The organism is Kineococcus deserti (assembly GCF_050871945.1).
Taxonomy (GTDB): Bacteria; Actinomycetota; Actinomycetes; order Actinomycetales; family Kineococcaceae; genus Kineococcus.
In genome coordinates, this window is sequence record NZ_JBJLSI010000051.1 from 1 (window position 1) to 17,205 (window position 17,205).

The 17,205-nt window shown below is 69.5% G+C and carries 15 protein-coding genes; 8 read left to right on the forward strand and 7 right to left on the reverse strand.

Going from position 1 to position 17,205, the window contains the following annotated elements:
- The 7 genes from ACRYR2_RS23700 to ACRYR2_RS23730 form a co-directional block, all read right to left on the reverse strand.
- A partial coding sequence (locus tag ACRYR2_RS23700; RefSeq protein WP_432565360.1) for an ABC transporter permease occupies positions 1-676 on the reverse strand: 676 nt, incomplete at its 3' end.
- Positions 677-746: 70 nt separating this feature from the next.
- Positions 747-1,667, reverse strand: coding sequence for a TIM barrel protein (locus tag ACRYR2_RS23705; RefSeq protein ID WP_432565361.1), 921 nt, complete (start codon positions 1,665-1,667; stop codon positions 747-749).
- A 13-nt stretch (positions 1,668-1,680) separates the two neighbouring features.
- Positions 1,681-2,874: a Gfo/Idh/MocA family protein gene (locus ACRYR2_RS23710; RefSeq protein ID WP_432565362.1), complete on the reverse strand. Its 1,194-nt coding sequence runs from the start codon at positions 2,872-2,874 to the stop codon at positions 1,681-1,683.
- A 39-nt stretch (positions 2,875-2,913) separates the two neighbouring features.
- Complete coding sequence (gene iolG / locus ACRYR2_RS23715) at positions 2,914-3,942, reverse strand: inositol 2-dehydrogenase (RefSeq protein ID WP_432565363.1); 1,029 nt, start codon at positions 3,940-3,942, stop codon at positions 2,914-2,916.
- A gap of 77 nt (positions 3,943-4,019) precedes the next feature.
- A complete protein-coding gene (locus ACRYR2_RS23720) occupies positions 4,020-4,793 on the reverse strand; it encodes an SDR family oxidoreductase (protein WP_432565381.1) in 774 nt (257 codons plus the stop codon).
- A gap of 61 nt (positions 4,794-4,854) precedes the next feature.
- Entirely contained in the window at positions 4,855-5,805 is a 951-nt protein-coding gene (locus ACRYR2_RS23725; RefSeq protein WP_432565364.1) for a transketolase family protein, read from the reverse strand.
- Positions 5,802-6,776, reverse strand: a complete 975-nt coding sequence (locus tag ACRYR2_RS23730) for a transketolase (protein ID WP_432565365.1) — start codon at positions 6,774-6,776, stop codon at positions 5,802-5,804. The genes ACRYR2_RS23725 and ACRYR2_RS23730 overlap by 4 nt, the downstream gene beginning before the upstream one ends.
- A 363-nt stretch (positions 6,777-7,139) precedes the next feature.
- Between ACRYR2_RS23730 and iolB the strand changes: the two genes are divergently transcribed.
- The 8 genes from iolB to ACRYR2_RS23770 all read left to right on the forward strand — a co-directional run bounded on the left by iolB (position 7,140) and on the right by ACRYR2_RS23770 (position 17,136).
- On the forward strand, positions 7,140-7,988 hold the full coding sequence (iolB, locus tag ACRYR2_RS23735) for a 5-deoxy-glucuronate isomerase (RefSeq protein WP_432565366.1): 849 nt from the start codon (positions 7,140-7,142) through the stop codon (positions 7,986-7,988).
- 117 nt (positions 7,989-8,105) lie between these two features.
- Positions 8,106-9,986: a 3D-(3,5/4)-trihydroxycyclohexane-1,2-dione acylhydrolase (decyclizing) gene (iolD, locus tag ACRYR2_RS23740; protein WP_432565382.1), complete on the forward strand. Its 1,881-nt coding sequence runs from the start codon at positions 8,106-8,108 to the stop codon at positions 9,984-9,986.
- Between the two features lie 26 nt (positions 9,987-10,012).
- Positions 10,013-11,494 (forward strand): NAD-dependent succinate-semialdehyde dehydrogenase, encoded by a 1,482-nt coding sequence (locus ACRYR2_RS23745; RefSeq protein ID WP_432565383.1) that lies wholly within the window; start codon positions 10,013-10,015, stop codon positions 11,492-11,494.
- Positions 11,495-11,602: 108 nt separating this feature from the next.
- Positions 11,603-13,003: an ATP-dependent 6-phosphofructokinase gene (locus tag ACRYR2_RS23750; RefSeq protein ID WP_432565367.1), complete on the forward strand. Its 1,401-nt coding sequence runs from the start codon at positions 11,603-11,605 to the stop codon at positions 13,001-13,003.
- 71 nt (positions 13,004-13,074) lie between these two features.
- Positions 13,075-13,884: an IclR family transcriptional regulator gene (locus ACRYR2_RS23755; protein WP_432565368.1), complete on the forward strand. Its 810-nt coding sequence runs from the start codon at positions 13,075-13,077 to the stop codon at positions 13,882-13,884.
- Positions 13,877-14,728 (forward strand): IclR family transcriptional regulator, encoded by an 852-nt coding sequence (locus tag ACRYR2_RS23760; RefSeq protein ID WP_432565369.1) that lies wholly within the window; start codon positions 13,877-13,879, stop codon positions 14,726-14,728. Before ACRYR2_RS23755 ends, ACRYR2_RS23760 begins: the two co-directional genes overlap by 8 nt.
- Positions 14,725-15,582, forward strand: coding sequence for a sugar phosphate isomerase/epimerase family protein (locus ACRYR2_RS23765; RefSeq protein ID WP_432565370.1), 858 nt, complete (start codon positions 14,725-14,727; stop codon positions 15,580-15,582). Before ACRYR2_RS23760 ends, ACRYR2_RS23765 begins: the two co-directional genes overlap by 4 nt.
- 87 nt (positions 15,583-15,669) lie before the next feature.
- Positions 15,670-17,136 carry a sugar porter family MFS transporter gene (locus ACRYR2_RS23770; protein WP_432565371.1) on the forward strand — a complete coding sequence of 489 codons (1,467 nt, stop codon included), beginning with the start codon at positions 15,670-15,672 and terminating at the stop codon, positions 17,134-17,136.
- Positions 17,137-17,205 lie beyond the last annotated feature (69 nt).

Here is a 17,205-nt window from a genome sequence, read left to right on the forward strand (position 1 = left end):
AGGTCGCCACGGCCACCAGGGCGATCCAGAAGACGATCGGGATGCGGACCCCGTTGCCGATCGGCAGCGTGTAGTTGAAGAACGCCCGCGCCGACTCGTACCCGGCCATGTCGCTGATCGTCGGGGACGACACCCCGCCGGTGATCACCTTCGTGACCCCCAGGTTCAGGCCGGTGAGCATGAAGAACGTCCCGAGCGTGATGATGAAGCTCGGCAACCCGGTCCGCACGAACAACCAGCCGTTGAACAACCCGACCGCCAGCGCGAACACCAGCGCCAGCAGCACCCCGACCCACACGTTCAGGTGCAGCTGGTAGGCCGTCGTCGCCGCCACCAGCGAAGCGGTGGTGACCGCCACACCGGCCGAGAGGTCGAACTCCCCACCGATCATCAGCAGCGCCACCGAGATGGCCATGATGCCGATGGTCGAGGAGGAGTACAGCACGGTCAGCAGGCTGGCCCCCGACCGCAGGGTCGGGGCCACCGCCAGGAAGAACGCGAAGAGCACGATCGCCCCGATCAGCGACCCGATCTCGGGCCGCGACAGGACGACCGACAACAACGGCCGCGTGTGGACGCGGTCGTCGGCCGAGGTGGCCGCCCCTCCCGCGTGCGTGGTGGGGGCGGTCCCGGTCGTCGCCGCCGGGTTCCCTCCGCTCTTGGTGCGAATCTCCATCGATCCAAGCCTCTCCTTCGAGTGCTCGATACCGGGCGGTGCCCGGTGGGCCCACCTGGGCCCGACCGGGTCAGCCGACCCGGGTGGGGAACGACAACTCGTCGACCAGCGTGTTGAGGTAGGTAAAGCTTGCGGTGGCGTCCTGCACCGGGCCTGCTCCCGGCGCCGGCTCCCCGGCCAGGACGGCGTCCTGTTCCAGGACGAACCAGCCGTCGTAGCCGACCTTCAGAAGGGAGTCGACGATGGTGCGCAGGTCGACGTCTCCGGTGCCGAGGGGGACGAAGAGCCCGTCGCGGCAGCCCTGGTGGAAAGAGATGTCGCCGTCGACGACCTGCCGGGCCACGGCCAGGTCGACGTCCTTCAGGTGCACGTGCGAGACCCGGGCTGCGTAGGTGCGGGCGAACTCGACCGGGTCGGTACCTCCGATGATCAGGTGGCCGGTGTCCAGGCAGAACGGCGTGTCGGTCTCCTGCACCACCCGGTCGACCTCGGCGGCGGTCTCGACCATCGTGCCGACGTGCGGGTGCAAAGCCGCCGTCACTCCGAGGTCCTCGGCCAGCTCGCGAGCTCGCGTCAGGTTGGTGTACAGAGTTTTCCACTGGCTGTCGTTCAGCACCGGCTTGGGGGCGTCGAACCCCTCCGCCCCGGTCGCGGCGGCCAGGACGATGGTGCCGGCGCCGGCGGCGGCGTACCCGTCGAGAATCTGCCGTACGCGCGGCAGCGGGTCACGGTCGGCGTCGTGCAGCACGACGTCGAGGAAGGAGCCGACGGCCTGCATGCCGTACTTGGCCAGAGTTTCGGCCTTCGCGGCAGGCTCGTCGGGCAGGAACCCAGGCGAGCCAAACTCGGTGGCGGTGTACCCGATGTGCTGCATTTCGGACAGCACCCGGGTCGGGTCGAGCTGGTGACCCCAGCCCGGGACGTCGAGAATCCCCCAGGAGATCGGTGCGGCCGAGATCCTGGCTCGCGAACGGGACTTTACGTCGACCACGTCGGTCGTCTCCTCACTCGCCGCGCAGGGCGGCGGTCGTGCCGGGTTCGGGCTGGACCTCGACCCAGCGCCGCTGCGCGTGGGACAGTTCGGCCGCGTCGAGCACGCGGGCCGACGCGACGGCGTCGTGGATGTTGGAGTGGTCGGTCTCGGCGCCGGTGTAGGCGGCGAGGAACTTGGCCGCCTCGATCACCTTGAGGTCGTCGTAGCCCATCGAGGTACCGGCCGCGGGCTGGAAGGTGGCAAAGTCGCCGAATCCCGGCGCCGCCATGATGGTGGTGTAACCCAGGTGCTGTCCAGCGTTTCCGAGGGCGAGCTGCAGTTCGTTCATTCGCTCGAAGTTCCAGCGCAGCGATCCCTTGGTCCCGTAGACCTCGAAGGCGTACTCGGCGCGGGGCCCGACCGCGACACGGGACGACTCCAGCGTGCCGACCGCGCCCGCGCCTTGCGCGTTGTCGGCAAAGCGCACCAGCAGCCCGGCGTAGTCCTCGTTCTCGACCGGGACCATGACGTCGGGGTTTCGCGGGTCGCGGCGTTCGGTGTGCACGACGCTGGTGACGGCGCTGACCTCGGCGACCGGGCCGACGACGTAGTGCATGAGGTCGGCCAGGTGCCCGAGCAGGTCACCCAGGACCCCGCTGCCGGAGGTCTCGCGGACGAAGCGCCAGGAGGAGGGGATCTGCGGGTCGGCGGAGTAGCCGGCGAAGAAGACGCCGCGGACGTTGGTGATACGGCCCAGGGTGCCGTCGGCGATGAGTTCCTTGGCGTGCTGGACCGCCGGAGCGTGCCGGTAGTTGAACCCGATGGAGGTGACCACACCGGCCGCGTCAGCGGCTTGGGCGACACGCTCGGTTTCGGAGCCGCTGCGACCTACCGGCTTTTCGATCCAGAACGCCTTGCCGGCCTTCGCGGCGGCGACGCCGATCTCCTCGTGTAGGAAGTTCGGCGCACAGATGGACACGACGTCGACGTCGGGGTTGTTTAGGACCTCGTGGTAGTCGGTGGTGACCGATCGGTACCCCAGGGTATCCACGGCGTACTCGTGCAGGGCGGTGTTCACGTCGGCGGCCTGAACGAGCTCGGGCACGATGCCCAGCTCGGGGTACAGGATCGGCAGGTTCCGGTAGGCGCGCGTGTGCAGCTTGCCCATCCAGCCGATGCTGACCAGGCCGACGCCGATGCGCCGGGGAGCGTTCTTCTCGCTCATAGTGAGGACTCCTGTAGCGGGTTGATCAAGACGTCGGTGTCAGCGGAGGTCGACAGGAACGGCGTGACGCTTGCGGGCCGATTCCTCGCACGCGTCGGCCAGGATCAGCGCACTGCGGCCGTCAGCGAAACCGGGGACACCGGTCGCCCCGGCGACACCGGCACCATCGGCCACGGCCGCGGAGACGAAGGCCTCCAGTTCGCGGTAGTACGCCTCGGCGTACCGCTCGAGGAAGAACTGCTGGTGCGGCTCCCCCGCTGCGGTCGAGGTGGCCGTCCAGGCGCGGACGACGGTGTCGCTGAGGTTGTCCACGGCCAGGCGGCCGTCGGGTCCGAACGCCTCCAGGCGCTGGTCGTAGCCGTAGGCGCTGTGCCGGCTGTTGGTGATGACGATTGACTCCCCTCCTGCTCCGGTCAACGTCACCACCGCCGCGTCGAAGTCGTCCAGTTCGGCGATCTCGGAACTGAAGTGGCGGTATCCGGTGGCCGACACCTCGACGATGTCGGGAACGAAGAACCGCGCCATGTCCAGGTCGTGGATGGTCATGTCGCGGAAGATGCCGCCGGAGGCGGCCAGGTACCCCCGAGGTGCCGGCGCGGGGTCCCGGCTGGTGATCGTCAACTGCTCCAGCCGGCCGATCTCACCGGCCGCCACGCGGGCATGGACAGCGGCGAAGTGAGGGTCGAAACGCCGATTGAAGCCCAGCATGACCGGACGCGCAGCGCCCTCGGCTTCGCCGCGCAGGCCCTCGACACGGGTGATATCCAGATCGATCGGCTTCTCGCACAGGACGGGCTTGCCGGCGCGCAGGGCGGCGCGCATGAGGTCGACGTGCGTGGGGGTGGAGGAGGCCACGATGACGGCGTCGACGTCGGCTGCCTCGATGCTCGCCTCAGGCTCAGAGCTGGCCCGGGCCCCGTGGCGAGCGGCCAGGTCCTGCGCGCTCTGCTCGAAGACGTCGCAGACGACCTGCAGCGTGGCGCGCGGGGAGCGGGCGATGCTCGCGGCGTGCACCTGGCCGATGCGGCCGGCGCCGATGAGGGCGATGCGCAGGGGTTCGGGGGTCACGGGACTCTCACTTCTTGGTCAAGGGGAAACTGCTTCAACGACTGTGTTGGAACCGCAAGGCTGAGTGATCGGGCGGGTCAGCCCTGTCCACCCTGGACGGTTTGGTCCCAGTCGATGACCGAGCCGGTGACCACACCGCTGCGGTCGGACAGCAGAAAGACGACCATTTCGGCCAGGTCATCGGGCCGGTTGATCTTACCCATCGGCACCGAGGCGTCGGCCTGCTCCAGCCAGTCATCGCCGGCGCCATGGCCGCTGCGCTGGATGGCGTCCTCGGCGGCGGTGGCGGTCCAGCCGATGTCCAGGCCGTTGATGCGGATGCGATCCCACCGGTGGGCGTGCGCGGCGTTACGCGTTGCACCGGCCAAGCCGGACTTGGCCGCCACGTAGGGAGCCAGGAAATCGTAGCCGCCCAGTTCGGAGATGGAGATGACGTTGACGATGGAACCGGGTGCACCGCGACCCTTCAGGTGCCGGATGGTGTCGGCCATGATGAACCAGGGCGACTTCAAGTTCACCGCAACGTGCTGGTCGAACAGCTCCGGGTCGGTGTCCAGCATGGTGCCGCGGCTGGTCAGGCCGGCGGCGTTGACGACGCAGTCGACCCGCCCAAAGGCGGTGATGGTGTCGGCGACGCTGGCGCGGGCTTGCGCTACGTCGGTGAGGTCGGTGCGCAGGAACAGGTTCTTCACGCCGTGCTCGTCGAGTGCGGCGGTGACCTCGCGCGCGGCCCGCTCGTTGCGCCCGGTCAGGACAACGGCCTCGGCCCCTGCCGCGCCGGCCGCCAGCGAGATCGCGGCGCCCACACCTGAGGAACCGCCGCTGACCAGGACGACCTTGCCCGCCAGCATCGGCGCCGCGAGGCGCTCCCCGGGCCAGCGCGTGGCGAACCGGTCACCCGGCCCGCCGGCTTCACCCGACATGAGAGGCCAGCACCTGGTTGGCCACGGTCAGGACCCGGTCGCGGATGCGCTCGGGGGACAGGCCGTGCTTGTTGAGCATGTAGGCGTTGTCCGCCGACTCCCCCCAGGTGTCGGCCAGGCCGATCCGCTCGATGCGGGCCGCGGGCCCGGTGGCGGTCAGCGTCTCGGCGACCAGCCCGCCGAGCCCACCCAGCACCGAGTGCTCCTCCACAGTCACGACCAGGTCATGGCCGCCCACCGCGGCGCGCAACCCATCAGCATCCAGTGGCTTGATGCTGGGCACGTGCACGAGCGTGGGGTTCAGCCCGGCGGTGGCCAGCAGGTCGGCCGCCTCCACGACGCGGGACAGCTGGGTACCGGTGGTCACCAGGGCCACCCCGGCCCCCTCGCGCAGCACCCGGACCTTGCCGACCTCGAAGGTGTAGTCGGCGCCGAAGATGTCGGGCACCGGGTCACGGGCCAGGCGCAGGTACACCGGTCCGTCGTAGGCGTTGGCCCACTCCATCATCGCCAGCAGCTCGGTGTTGTCACCGGGGGCCAGGACGGTCATGTCCGGCATGGCTCGCATGATCGCGATGTCCTGCACGTCCAGGTGGGTCTTGCCGACCGCCCCGATGAGCAGTCCGGAGTAGGAACCGGCGAGCTTGACGTTGGCGCCGGTCTGGGCCACCAGCATGCGGATCTGATCGGCGGCGCGGTGGGTCAAGAAGACCGCGAACGTGGAGGTCCACGGCACCTGACCGATCGAGGCCAGCCCAGCGGCGACACCGACCATGTTCTGCTCGGCGATGCCCATCTGGAAGAAGCGCTCGGGGTGGGCCTTGGCGAACTTGTCGACCTTGGTCGAGTTGGCCAGGTCCCCGTCCAGGACGACGATGCGCGGGTCCTTGGCACCCTGGTCGACCAGGGCCTGTCCCCACACGTCACGCATGGCCTTCATGAGGTCGCTCCCGTCTCGTGCGCCACGAGTTCGTTCTCGTGTTCTCCGTCAATGTCTCCGTCGATGTCAGCATCGATGTCAGCGTCGATGTCAGCGTGGATGTCGCTGTCGAGTTCGCGCCGGGCCTGCTCGAGGTCTTCGGCGGTGGGCACGATGCTGTGCCAGGTGTGGGTGCCCTCGGCCAGAGAAAGGCCCTTGCCCTTCACGGTCTGGGCGATGATCACCGTGGGCCGGCCTTCGCGGTCACCGGCGCGCCCCAGCTTCAGGGCGTTGCGGATCTGGCCGTAGTCGTGGCCGTCGATCTCCAGGACCCGCCAGCCGAAGGCGTGGAAGACCGCGGCGACGTCCAGGCCGGCCCACGGGTCGCGGCGGTCGCCGCGGTCGGTCCCGGCGGTCCGGTCATCGGAGGGCAGGCCGTACTGCTGCAGGCCGTTGCGGTCCAGGATGGCGGTGAGGTTGGTCAGTCGGTAGCGGGTGGCCACCTGCGCGGCCTCCCACACCTGCCCCTCCTGGATCTCCCCGTCGCCGAGCATGACGAAGGTGTGGAAGTCCTGGCCGGTGCGGCGGGCACCCAACGCCGCGCCCACCCCGAAGGACAGCCCCTGCCCCAGCGAGCCGGTGCTGGCGTCCAGGCCCGGCAGCTTGGTGACGTCGGGGTGCCCCTGCAGGCGCGAACCGCCCTTGTCGAAGGTGGGCAGCTCCTCGACCGGGAAGAAGCCTCGCATCGCCAGCACGGCGTACAGGCCGATGGCGGCGTGGCCCTTGGACAGCACGAACCGGTCCCGGTCGGCCCAGTCGGGCTCCTCGGTGCGGATGCGCAGTTCCTCGAAGTAGAGGGTGACGAGCACGTCCATCATGGACAGCGGCCCGCCGATGTGACCGGCCTTGCTGCCGGTCACGGTCTTGATCACGTGCCAGCGGGCCTGGCGCGCCAAGGCGGCCAACTGCTCATCACTGGTGCTCGCGCTCACGGTTTCAGTGGTCCTGACGGCGTTGTCGAGTGTCACGGTTCACTCACCTGGGTCGAAGGGAGCGGCTCGACACAGAGCCTCTCGATGCGGCGAAGCTATCAGCAATCGGCCAACGCGTCCACGGTGCGAGAGAAGTTGCCGCGACGGTGTGCGGCCTGCCCGCCACCCCGCCATCCTCAGACTCGAAACTCGTCGTCGGTCCTGTGATCAGCGATGCGATCGCCAGGCACCGCCACGCGCCGGCGCGGAGCGATCTTCTATCCCGCTTTGTGGACAACGTGTCCGTCTCTCGATAACCTCGCCGTGTACCGCCACCGGAGCCGGACCGGCTCCACCGTCTGATGGAAGGGCGACGACGCCACGATGAGCACTCCGCAGATCCTCCGCAGCGGCGAGTGGTCGCAGATCACCCCGGCCCAGGCCGGCTGGACCTACGTCACCTTCGAGGTCCTCACCCTGCCGGCCGGATCGAGCCGGGAACTGGCTGCCGATGGCTCCGAGCGGGCGTTCGTGCCGCTGTCGGGCCGGGCCCGGGCCAAGGCCGAGGGCTCGGAGTGGACCTTCGGTGGCCGCGCCTCGGTCTTCGACGGGCTGGGGCACTGCCTGTACCTGCCGCGCGAGACCGCCGTGACCATCACCGCCGAGACGGACTTGGAGATCGCGGTGGCCGCGGCCCCAGCGACCCAGCGGTTCGAGCCGGTCCTGGTCACTCCCGACGACATCGACATCGAGCTGCGCGGCGGCGGCAACGCCTCGCGCCAGGTCGGCAGCCTGATGCTGCCCGGCTTCCCCGCCGACCGCCTGCACGTCATCGAGGTGTGGACGCCCGGGGGGAACTGGTCCAGCTACCCGCCGCACAAGCACGAGCACGACGAAGACGGCGAGGCCTCGCTGGAGGAGACCTACTACTACCGGCTGCGCGACCCCGAGAACGGCTGGGCGCTGCAGCGCGTCTACAGCCCTGAGCGTGGATTCGAGCTGAGCGAGCCGGTCCGCGACGGGGACATCACCCTCATCCCCTGGGGTTTCCACACCACCGTCGCCGCGCACGGGCACGACCTGTACTACCTGAACATCCTGGCCGGCCCCGCCCCCCAGCGCACCCTGCAGGCACGCGAGGACGCTCACCTGTCCTCGGCCCGTGAGGCCTGGCAGGAAGCCGGCATCGACTCCCGGCTGCCGTTCATCCCGCGCTACCCCGCAGTCGACTGACACACAGCCCGGGCGACTGCGCGATGAGCTGACCCGCACCACGGACCAACCGGCGACCTCCCAACCGGTCCACCCTCCTAAACTCACTTCGCAAGAACCTTCATCGAGGAAGGACCCATCGTGGAACGCAAGGCGACCACCACTGAACGACTGACCGTGGGCCAGGCTCTCGTGCAGTTCCTCGCCGTCCAGCACGTCGAGCGCGACGGTATCGAGCAGCCGTTCTTCGGCGGCGCCGTCGGCATCTTCGGCCACGGCAACGTCGCGGGCCTGGGTCAGGCCCTGCTGCAGTACCGCAAGGACTTCCGGCTCTACCAGGCCCGCCACGAACAGGGCGGGGTCCACATGGCCACCGGCTACGCCAAGATGCGCAACCGCCTGGGCGCGCTGGCCGTCTCGACCTCCATCGGCCCGGGCGCAAGCAACATGGTCACCGGCGCGGCCACCGCCACGGTGAACCACCTGCCGGTGCTGTGCCTGCCCAGCGACACCTTCGCCACCCGCCGTTCCGGCGCGGTTCTGCAGCAGCAGGAGTACGCCTACTCCGGCGACCTCACTTCCAACGACTCCTTCCGCGCCGTCTCGGCCTTCTTCGACCGGGTCTCCCGTCCCGAGCAGCTGCCCTCGGCGCTGCTGGAGGCCATGCGCGTGCTGACCAGCCCGGCGCAGGTCGGGGCGGTCACTCTGGCCCTGCCGCAGGACGTGCAGGCCGAGGCCTTCGATTTCCCGACCAGGTTGTTCCGCCCGCGCACCTGGTACGTTCCGCGCGCCCGGGCCGACGTGGCCGCCCTGCGTCGCGCCGCCCAGGTCATCGCCGCCGCCCAGCGCCCGGTGATCATCGCCGGTGGCGGGGTCATCTACTCCGAGGCCAGCGCAGCGCTGGACGCCTTCGCCCGGTCCACCGGCATCCCGGTCGGGGTGACCCAGGCCGGCAAGGCCAGCCTGCCGTTCGATCACCCGCAGATGGTCAATGCTTTGGGCGCCAGCGGCTCGCAGTACGCCAACAAGCTGGCCAACGAGGCCGACGTGGTCATCGGCATCGGCACCCGGTACACCGACTTCACCACCGCCTCGAACACTCTGTTCCGCAACCCCGACGTGCAGTTCGTCAACCTCAACGTCGCCGAGATCGACGCGTACAAGGAAGCCGGGCTCGCCCTGGTCGGCGACGCAAAGGTGACCCTGGAAGAGCTCACCGAACTGCTCTCGGAGTACTCGGTCCCGGCCGGCTACCGCGCCGAGGCCGAGCAGGCCGCCGCCGACTGGCGCGGCGAGGTCGACCGCATCGTCGAGGTCACCGGCGGGCCGACCCTGTCCCAGGCCGAGGTCATGGGCATCGTCAACGCCCAGGCCGACCAGCGCTCGGTGGTGGTCAACGCCGCCGGCAGCATGCCCGGTGACCTGCACCGCCTGTGGCGCCCGGGCACGCCCAAGGGCTACGACCTGGAGTACGGCAACTCCTGCATGGGATATGAGATCGCCGGGGCGCTGGGCGCCAAGATGGGCGACCCGAGCCGGGACGTGTACTGCTTCATCGGGGACGGCACCTACCTGATGGCCCACCAGGAACTGCTGACCGCGGTTCAGGAGCACCTCAAGCTCACCGTCCTGGTCGTGGACAACCAGGGCTACGGCTCCATCGCGGCGCTGTCGGAGTCGCGCGGGTCGCAGGGCTTCGCCTGCCGCTTCGAGTACCGCGGCGCCGACGGGCAGCTGTCCGGGGACCGGCTGCCGGTCGACCTGGCCGCCAACGCCGCCAGCTACGGCGCCACCGTCTTCGAGGCCAGCACGGCCGAGGAGCTGCGGCAGGCGCTGGCCAAGTCCGCCGAAGTGGAGAACACCGTGGTCATCTACGTCAAGGTCGATGAGCAGGGCCGCTTCGGCGGCTCCGGAGCGTGGTGGGACGTGCCGGTCCCGCAGGTGGCCACCGAGGAGTCCACCATCGCCGCCCACGCCGAGTACGAGCGTGAGGCCGCATCGCAGGGGCTGTACCTGTGAGCGCCGCGACCTCCGCCCAGGCGCCGGTGAGCACTTCCTCCCCGGCGCAGGCCGAGCGCGAGGCCGCGCTGCTGGGCTCGGTCCCGCGCGGACTGCTGATCGGCGGCCAGTGGCTCGATGGCACCGGCGGGCGCACCATCGAGGTCGAAGATCCCTCCACCGGTGCGGTCCTGGCCCACGTCGCCGATGCCACCGTGGACGATGCCGGGGCGGCCCTGGACGCCGCGGTCGCCGCCCAGGACGACTGGCGACGCACCCCGGCCCGGCAACGGGCCGAGATTCTGCGGCGCGCCTTCGAGCTGGTCACCGCCCGCGCCGACGACTTCGCCCTGCTGATGACGCTGGAGATGGGCAAGCCGCTGGCCGAGGCCCGCGGTGAGGTCGCCTACGGCGCGGAGTTCTTGCGCTGGTTCTCCGAAGAGGCCCCGCGCATCTCCGGGCGCTACTCCGAAAACCCCGTCGGCGGCAGCCGGTTGCTGACCATGAAGCAGCCGGTTGGCCCGTGCCTGATGATCACCCCGTGGAACTTCCCGCTGGCCATGGGCACCCGCAAGGTCGCCCCGGCCGTCGCGGCCGGATGCACCATGGTCGTCAAACCGGCTACGGCCACCCCGCTGACCATGCTGTTGTTCGCCCAGACGATGGCCGAGGCCGGCCTGCCCGACGGGGTACTCAACGTCGTGACCTCCTCCACCACGGGCAAGGTGATGGCTCCGCTCATCGCCGACCCCCGGCTGCGCAAGCTGACCTTCACCGGCTCCACTCCGGTCGGGCAGCGTCTGGTCGAGCAGTCCGCCCAGCAACTGCTGCGGGTCTCCATGGAACTGGGCGGCAACGCCCCGTTCCTGGTCTTCGACGACGCCGACCTGGACAAGGCCGTCGAGGGGGCGGTCGCAGCCAAGATGCGCAACACCGGCGAGGCCTGCACGGCCGCCAACCGGTTCTACGTCCAGCGCGGTGTGGCTGAGGACTTCACCCGCGCCTTCGCCGAGCGCATGGGCTCCCTGGTCGTCGGACGCGGCACCCAGGACGGTGTGCAGGTCGGTCCGCTCATCGACGCCGGCGCCCGCACCGATGTCGCCGCGCGGGTCTCCGAGGCCGTCGAAGCCGGTGCCACCGTCGTCACCGGGGGCCAGAGCGTGGGCGAGCGGGGCTACTTCTACGCCCCGACCGTGGTCACCGACGTCGACCCCTCGGCCCGGCTGCTGACCGAGGAGACCTTCGGCCCGGTCGCCCCGGTCGTCGTCTTCGACGACGAAGCCGAAGGCATCGCCTTGGCCAACCGCACCGAGTACGGCCTGATCGCCTACGCCTTCACCCAGGGCCTGGACCGCGGTCTGCGGGTGGCCGAGGCCCTGGAGACCGGGATGGTCGGCCTAAACGCCGGCGTCATCTCCAACGCCGCGGCGCCCTTCGGTGGCATCAAGGCCAGCGGCTTCGGCCGCGAAGGCGGCTTTGAGGGCATCGAGGAGTACCTGGAGACCAAGTATGTGGGCATCGCCCACTGACTGAGCCGAACTCACGCACCGAGCCGCATTAAGTCGCACCGGGCTGGAACGACACCGGCTGTGGGGCGCCGATCACGGCGCCCCACAGTGGGAGGGACAACAAAGGCCATGACCATCAAGGGGGCCACGGTGAACACGATGGACTTCGCCGTCGAAACCCTGGGCCCGTGCACCGTCGACTCTCCGCTGGCCCCGCGGCTGGAACTGCGAGGCACCACCCAGCACACCGTCTCCGAGACCGACCGGGTCCTGTTCGACGACACCGTGTCCAAGATCCTCCAGCGCACGCCGGTGACCGGCCAGGACGGCGAGCCCGCCGACCTGCCCAGCCTGGAGGCCACCGGACCGCGCAGGAAGATCTTCTTCGACCCCGCCAAGACCCGCGTCGGGATCGTCACCTGCGGTGGCCTGTGCCCGGGCATCAACAACGTCATCCGCGGCCTGGTCTCGGAGTTGACCAACCACTACGGCGTGCGGCGGATCTATGGCTTCAAGAACGGCTACCAGGGTTTCGTCCCGCGCTACGGCCACGACGTCATTGACCTCACCCCGCAGGCCGTGGAGGACATCGACGGCGAGGGCGGCACCATCCTGGGGTCCTCGCGCGGTCAGCAGGACGCCTGCGAGATCGTGGACTGCCTGGAGCGGATGGGCATCGGCATCCTGTTCGTCATCGGTGGTGACGGGTCGATGCGCGGGGCGCAGAAGATCTCCGCCGAGATCAAGGTCCGCGACCTGAAGACCGCGGTCGTCGGGATCCCCAAGACCATCGACAACGACATCCCGTTTATCGACCAGAGCTTCGGCTTCCAGTCGGCGTTCAGCGAGGCGACCCGCTCGATCCGCTCGGCCAAGGTCGAGGCCCGCTCGGCCCCCAACGGGGTCAGCATCGTCAAGCTCATGGGCCGGCACTCCGGTTTCATCGCCTGCTACGCGGCGCTGGCGCAAAACGATGCCGACTTCGTGCTGGTCCCCGAGGTCCCCTTCACCCTTGAGGGACCAGGTGGCCTGCTGCACCACCTGCGCGCCAAGGTCGCCGACCAGGGCCACGCGCTGGTGGTGGTGGCCGAAGGCGCCGGGCAGGAACTGTTCGATGATCGGGACGGCGGCGCCACCGACGCCTCGGGCAACAAGAAGCTGCACGACGTCGGGCGATTGCTGCGGCAGGCGGTCACCGAGGACTTCGCCGCGCACGGTCTTGAGCTCAACCTGCGCTACATCGACCCCAGCTACGTCATCCGTAGTGTTCCGGCCAACCCCTACGACAGCGTCCTGTGCGCACGGTTGGCGCACGCCGCCGTCCACGCGGCGATGGCCGGCCGGACGAACATGGTCGTGGGCCGCTGGCGCCGCCGGTTCGTGCACATCCCGATCGCGCTGGCCGTCTCGGCCCGCAACCAGGTCGACCCGCACGGGGACCTGTGGTGGTCGGTCCTGGAAGCCACCGGGCAGCCCCTGTCGCTGGGCCAGGTCCAGGCACCCGAACCGCAGTCCTACAGTCCGCAGTGAGGGAGAACATCGTGCTCGAATCGCCCTCAGTCCCCCTTGATCCAGCCGCCTCACCGCGTAGTGTCCGCTACGTGAGAACATCGGCCGATGAGCCCGCCCGCGAACAGCCCGGGCGCGAACAGGCAGGCCTGGACCTGCTGACCAAGGTGGGCACGGTCCTGGACGTGCTGATCGCCGGCGGCGAGGTCTCGGCCACCGACATCGCCGCCTCCACCGGGCAGCCGGTCAGTTCCACCTACCGTTTGCTGACCAACCTGCAGGGCATCGGCCTGGTCGAACCGGCCTCCCAACGGGGACTGTTCCGCCTGGGGCTGGACTGCCTGCGCATCGGCGCAGCCGTGGAGTCCCACCTGGACGTGCGCGCCGCCGCCCTGCCCGAGCTGCGCTGGCTGTGCGACACGACCGGCGCGACGGCTTTCTTGTGCCTGCGCCGAGCCGAGCAGGCCGTCTGCATCGAACGCATCGAAGGACCCGACGTGCGGTGGCTGGCCATGCGCCTGGGCGACTCCCTGCCGCTGTACCTGGGCGGTGCCCCGCTGGCGCTGCTGGCCCACATGCCCACCGCCGAACGCGACGTGCTGGTCACCCGCTTCGCCGAGCAGGACCCCCAGATCACCGTCGGCCGGCTGCGCGCCCGGATCAGCGAGACCCGCCGCCGCGGTTACGCCGTCTCCGACCAGGACGTCACCGTGGGGGTGGCCGCCCTGGGCGCCCCAATCTTCAACCACCGCGGCGAGATCGAGGCGGCGGTCTCGATCAGCGGCCTGCGCGAGGTCCTGCTGGCCGACGACCAGCCGCGGGAGGCCCTGCTGCACGCCGCCCACCGCATCAGCACCGCCCTTGGCTGGTACGGGGGCCGCCAGGGGAGCCAGGATGCCTGAACCGGCCCGCCGTCCCGCGCCGATGAAGCTGCTGGGCAACGCCCAACAGGTCATCTCCTTGCTGGCCGCCCACGGTTCGGCCTCACCGGCGGAGATCGCTGAGCAGCTGGGCATGCCGCGCTCCAGCGTCTACCGGCTCATCGACGGCCTGGCGGCCATCAACCTGGTTCAGATCGACGAGGACGGCCAGGCCCATCTGCACCTGAAGTGGCTGCACCTGGCCGATGCGGCCCGCGATGCGATGAGTGAGTGGTCCAACGCCCGCGACGTGCTGATCGAGCTGTCGGAGGCCACCGGGCAGACGGCCTTCTTGAGCCTGCCGCGCGGCGATGAGGCCATCTGCGTCGACTGGAGCCCCGGCCGCGGCATCGGTGTCCTCATCCTGCGACCCGGCGGCTCCCTGCCGCTGCACGCCGGCGGCGCCGGCCGCACGGTGCTGTCCTTCGGCATCGACGACGTCGCCGCCGCCCTGGCCCGCACCGAACGCCGCCGGCTGACGCCGTGGACCATGACCACCGAAGCCGAACTGCTGGCCGACGTGACCACCAACCGCCGGCAAGGATTCGTCCACTCCGACCAGGACGTCACCGTCGGCATCGGCGCCGTCGCAGTTCCGCTGACCGACGATCACGGCCAGCTGCTCGGATGCCTGTCGCTGGCCGGCCTGGCCACCGACATCACCGCCCGCCGCCAGGAGCTGGTCCAGGCCTTGCGCGAGGCCGCCCCCCGCACCCTGAGCAGCGCTCCCCCGGCAATCCCGATCGCCTCGCCGGCCTCGCCGGCCTCGTCGATGTCCATTCCGCCGACGGCGTCTCCGTCCCGAACCGGACGGCAGGAACGATGAACACACCACAATTGGTCGCCACCTGCTGGACGACCTCGGGAACCACCCGCCCGCTGGATGCCTCCGAGGTCTCGCCCCACTCCGCGTTCGAGCGGATCGACGCCGTCGCGCGCGGCGGCTGGGTCGGGCTGGGCTTCGCCCACGAAGACCTCGAACTCATCCAGCGCACGACCGGCTTTGCCGCGGTCGCCGACTACGCCCGCTCGCACGGCCTGACGCACGTCGAGGTCGAGCTGGCCACCGACTGGTGGCTGGAGGAGGCCGCGTGGCGGCCGAAGTGGTCGATGCTGCTGGAGGCCGCCGAGGCCTTCGGTGCCCCGGTCATCAAGGCCGGCACCGCGTTCAGCAGCCCCTGGTCGGACCTGTCCGGGTTGGTGCAGCCCCTGCGCCAGCTGGCGATTGAGGCCGCCGACCGGGGAACCCGGGTAGCCCTTGAACCCCTGCCCTTTTCCATGGTGGGCTCGGTCCCGGCCGCGGCCGACCTGGTGCGCCAGATCGACCACGCCGCCGCCGGGCTCGCCGTCGACTTCTGGCACGTCTTCCGGGCCGGCACATCGCTGGAGGAACTGGCCAAGAGCATCACCGTCGAGCAGATCTTCCAGGTTGAGTTGAACGATGCCGACGCCGAACCGATCGGTGACCTGTTCGAGGACACCCGCGACCGTCGCCGGTACTGCGGCGAGGGAGTCCAAGACGTTCCAGGTTTCATCCGGACCCTGTCCGACCTAGGATTCAACGGACCGTGGGGCGTGGAGATCCTCTCCGACGAACACCGTCGCAACGGCCTGGTGCGCGGCCTTGAGCGCGCCAAATCCACCACGCTCGCCAGCTTTCAAACGGCCTCCACACGCTGACATCACCGCATCGACCATGCGGGCCCGCCCTGACACCGCAGCCCACGCGGAGTGAGGGTTGACAGGCCGAGAACGAAGGAGTTCCTCTTGACGTCATCCATCAGCAAGGACAGCAGGAATACGACGCTGCCGCCCTTGACTCCTGGACCGCACCGCAAACGCATCGGGCTCATCTCCGTGGTGGCCTGCTTCGGTGGGTTGCTGTTCGGGTACGACACCGGCGTCAGCAACGGCGCGGAAACCGCCATGCAGGCAGAACTGGGCCTGTCCGACCTTCGCCTGGGCATCGTGATCAGCGCTCTGGTCTTCGCCGCCGCCTTCGGGGCACTGCTCGGTGGGCGACTCTCAGACGCCTGGGGACGGCGCCCCACCATCACCGCCATGGCGGTCCTGTTCTTCCTGGGCACCACCCTGGTCGTCCTCTCCCCCGGCTTCGGGGTGCTGGTCACCGGGCGCGTCATGCTGGGGCTGGCCGTTGGCGCCGCCTCGACCGTCGTTCCGGTGTACCTGGCCGAGCTTGCCCCGTATGAGATCCGGGGGTCGATCACCGGCCGCAACGAACTGGCCATCGTCATCGGCCAGCTCGCCGCCTTCGTCGTCAACGCAATCCTCGGCACCACGCTGGGCCACCTCGATGGCGTGTGGCGCATCATGTTCTCCGTCTGCGCACTACCGGCCATCGCGTTGTTCTTCGGCATGCTGCGGATGCCCGAATCTCCCCGCTGGCTAGTCGAGCACGGCCACCACAGCCGCGCCCTCGACGTGCTGAAGACGGTGCGGTCGCACAAGCGGGCGCAGGCCGAGATCGACGAGGTTCAGGAACTGGCCGTCGAGGACGAGGCGGTGGTCACCGAGAACGCGATCTGGCGCAACAAGTGGTTCCTGCGCATCGTGCTGGTGGGCATCGGCGTGGCGATGGCGCAGCAGCTGACCGGAATCAACTCGATCATGTACTACGGGCAGCGGGTGCTCATCGAGGCCGGCTTCACCGCCAATGCAGCTCTGGTGGCCAACATCGCCTCCGGCGTCTTCTCCGTCCTGGGTGGCTTCATCGCGCTGCGCAACATGGACCGGCTCGACCGCCGTACCACCTTCGCGATCGGACTCACACTCACCACCACCTGCCACCTGCTCATCGGGATCGCCTCGATCGCGCTGCCGGTGGGCAACGCTGCACGGCCCTACGTCCTGCTCCTCCTCATCGTGGCGTTCGTGTTCTCCATGCAGTCCTTCCTCAACGTCGCGGTGTGGGTCTGGCTGGCCGAGATCTTCCCGCTGCGCGTCCGCGGACTGGCCATCGGCATCTCGGTGTTCTTCGGCTGGATGACCAACGCCGTGCTCGCCTTGTTCTTCCCGTCCCTGGTGGCCGCCATCGGTATCACCGGCGTGTTCTTCGTCTTCGCCGGCGTCGGTGCCCTGGCCCTGGCCTTCGTCGTCACCCAGGTGCCCGAGACGCGCGGCATCTCCTTGGAAAAGCTGGACGAGGGCGTCACCACTGGCGCGGTCTATGGGTTCTCCAAGGTGCCCTTCGCCTCGTCCAGGCGGCCCTCGTGATGGCGAGCGGGCTGCAGCCGGTCTAGAAGCGCCGCGGCACACGCCGCTGACCCAGGGATGCGCGTGTTA

Coding starts and splice junctions, on each gene's coding strand:
- ACRYR2_RS23710 (WP_432565362.1), bottom strand. CDS start 2,874: ATGAGCGAGAAGAACGCTCCCCGGCGCATCGGCGTCGGCCTGGTCAGC.
- ACRYR2_RS23720 (WP_432565381.1), bottom strand. CDS start 4,793: ATGCTGGCGGGCAAGGTCGTCCTGGTCAGCGGCGGTTCCTCAGGTGTG.
- ACRYR2_RS23725 (WP_432565364.1), bottom strand. CDS start 5,805: ATGAAGGCCATGCGTGACGTGTGGGGACAGGCCCTGGTCGACCAGGGT.
- iolB (WP_432565366.1), top strand. CDS start 7,140: ATGAGCACTCCGCAGATCCTCCGCAGCGGCGAGTGGTCGCAGATCACC.
- ACRYR2_RS23750 (WP_432565367.1), top strand. CDS start 11,603: ATGACCATCAAGGGGGCCACGGTGAACACGATGGACTTCGCCGTCGAA.
- ACRYR2_RS23760 (WP_432565369.1), top strand. CDS start 13,877: ATGCCTGAACCGGCCCGCCGTCCCGCGCCGATGAAGCTGCTGGGCAAC.
- ACRYR2_RS23765 (WP_432565370.1), top strand. CDS start 14,725: ATGAACACACCACAATTGGTCGCCACCTGCTGGACGACCTCGGGAACC.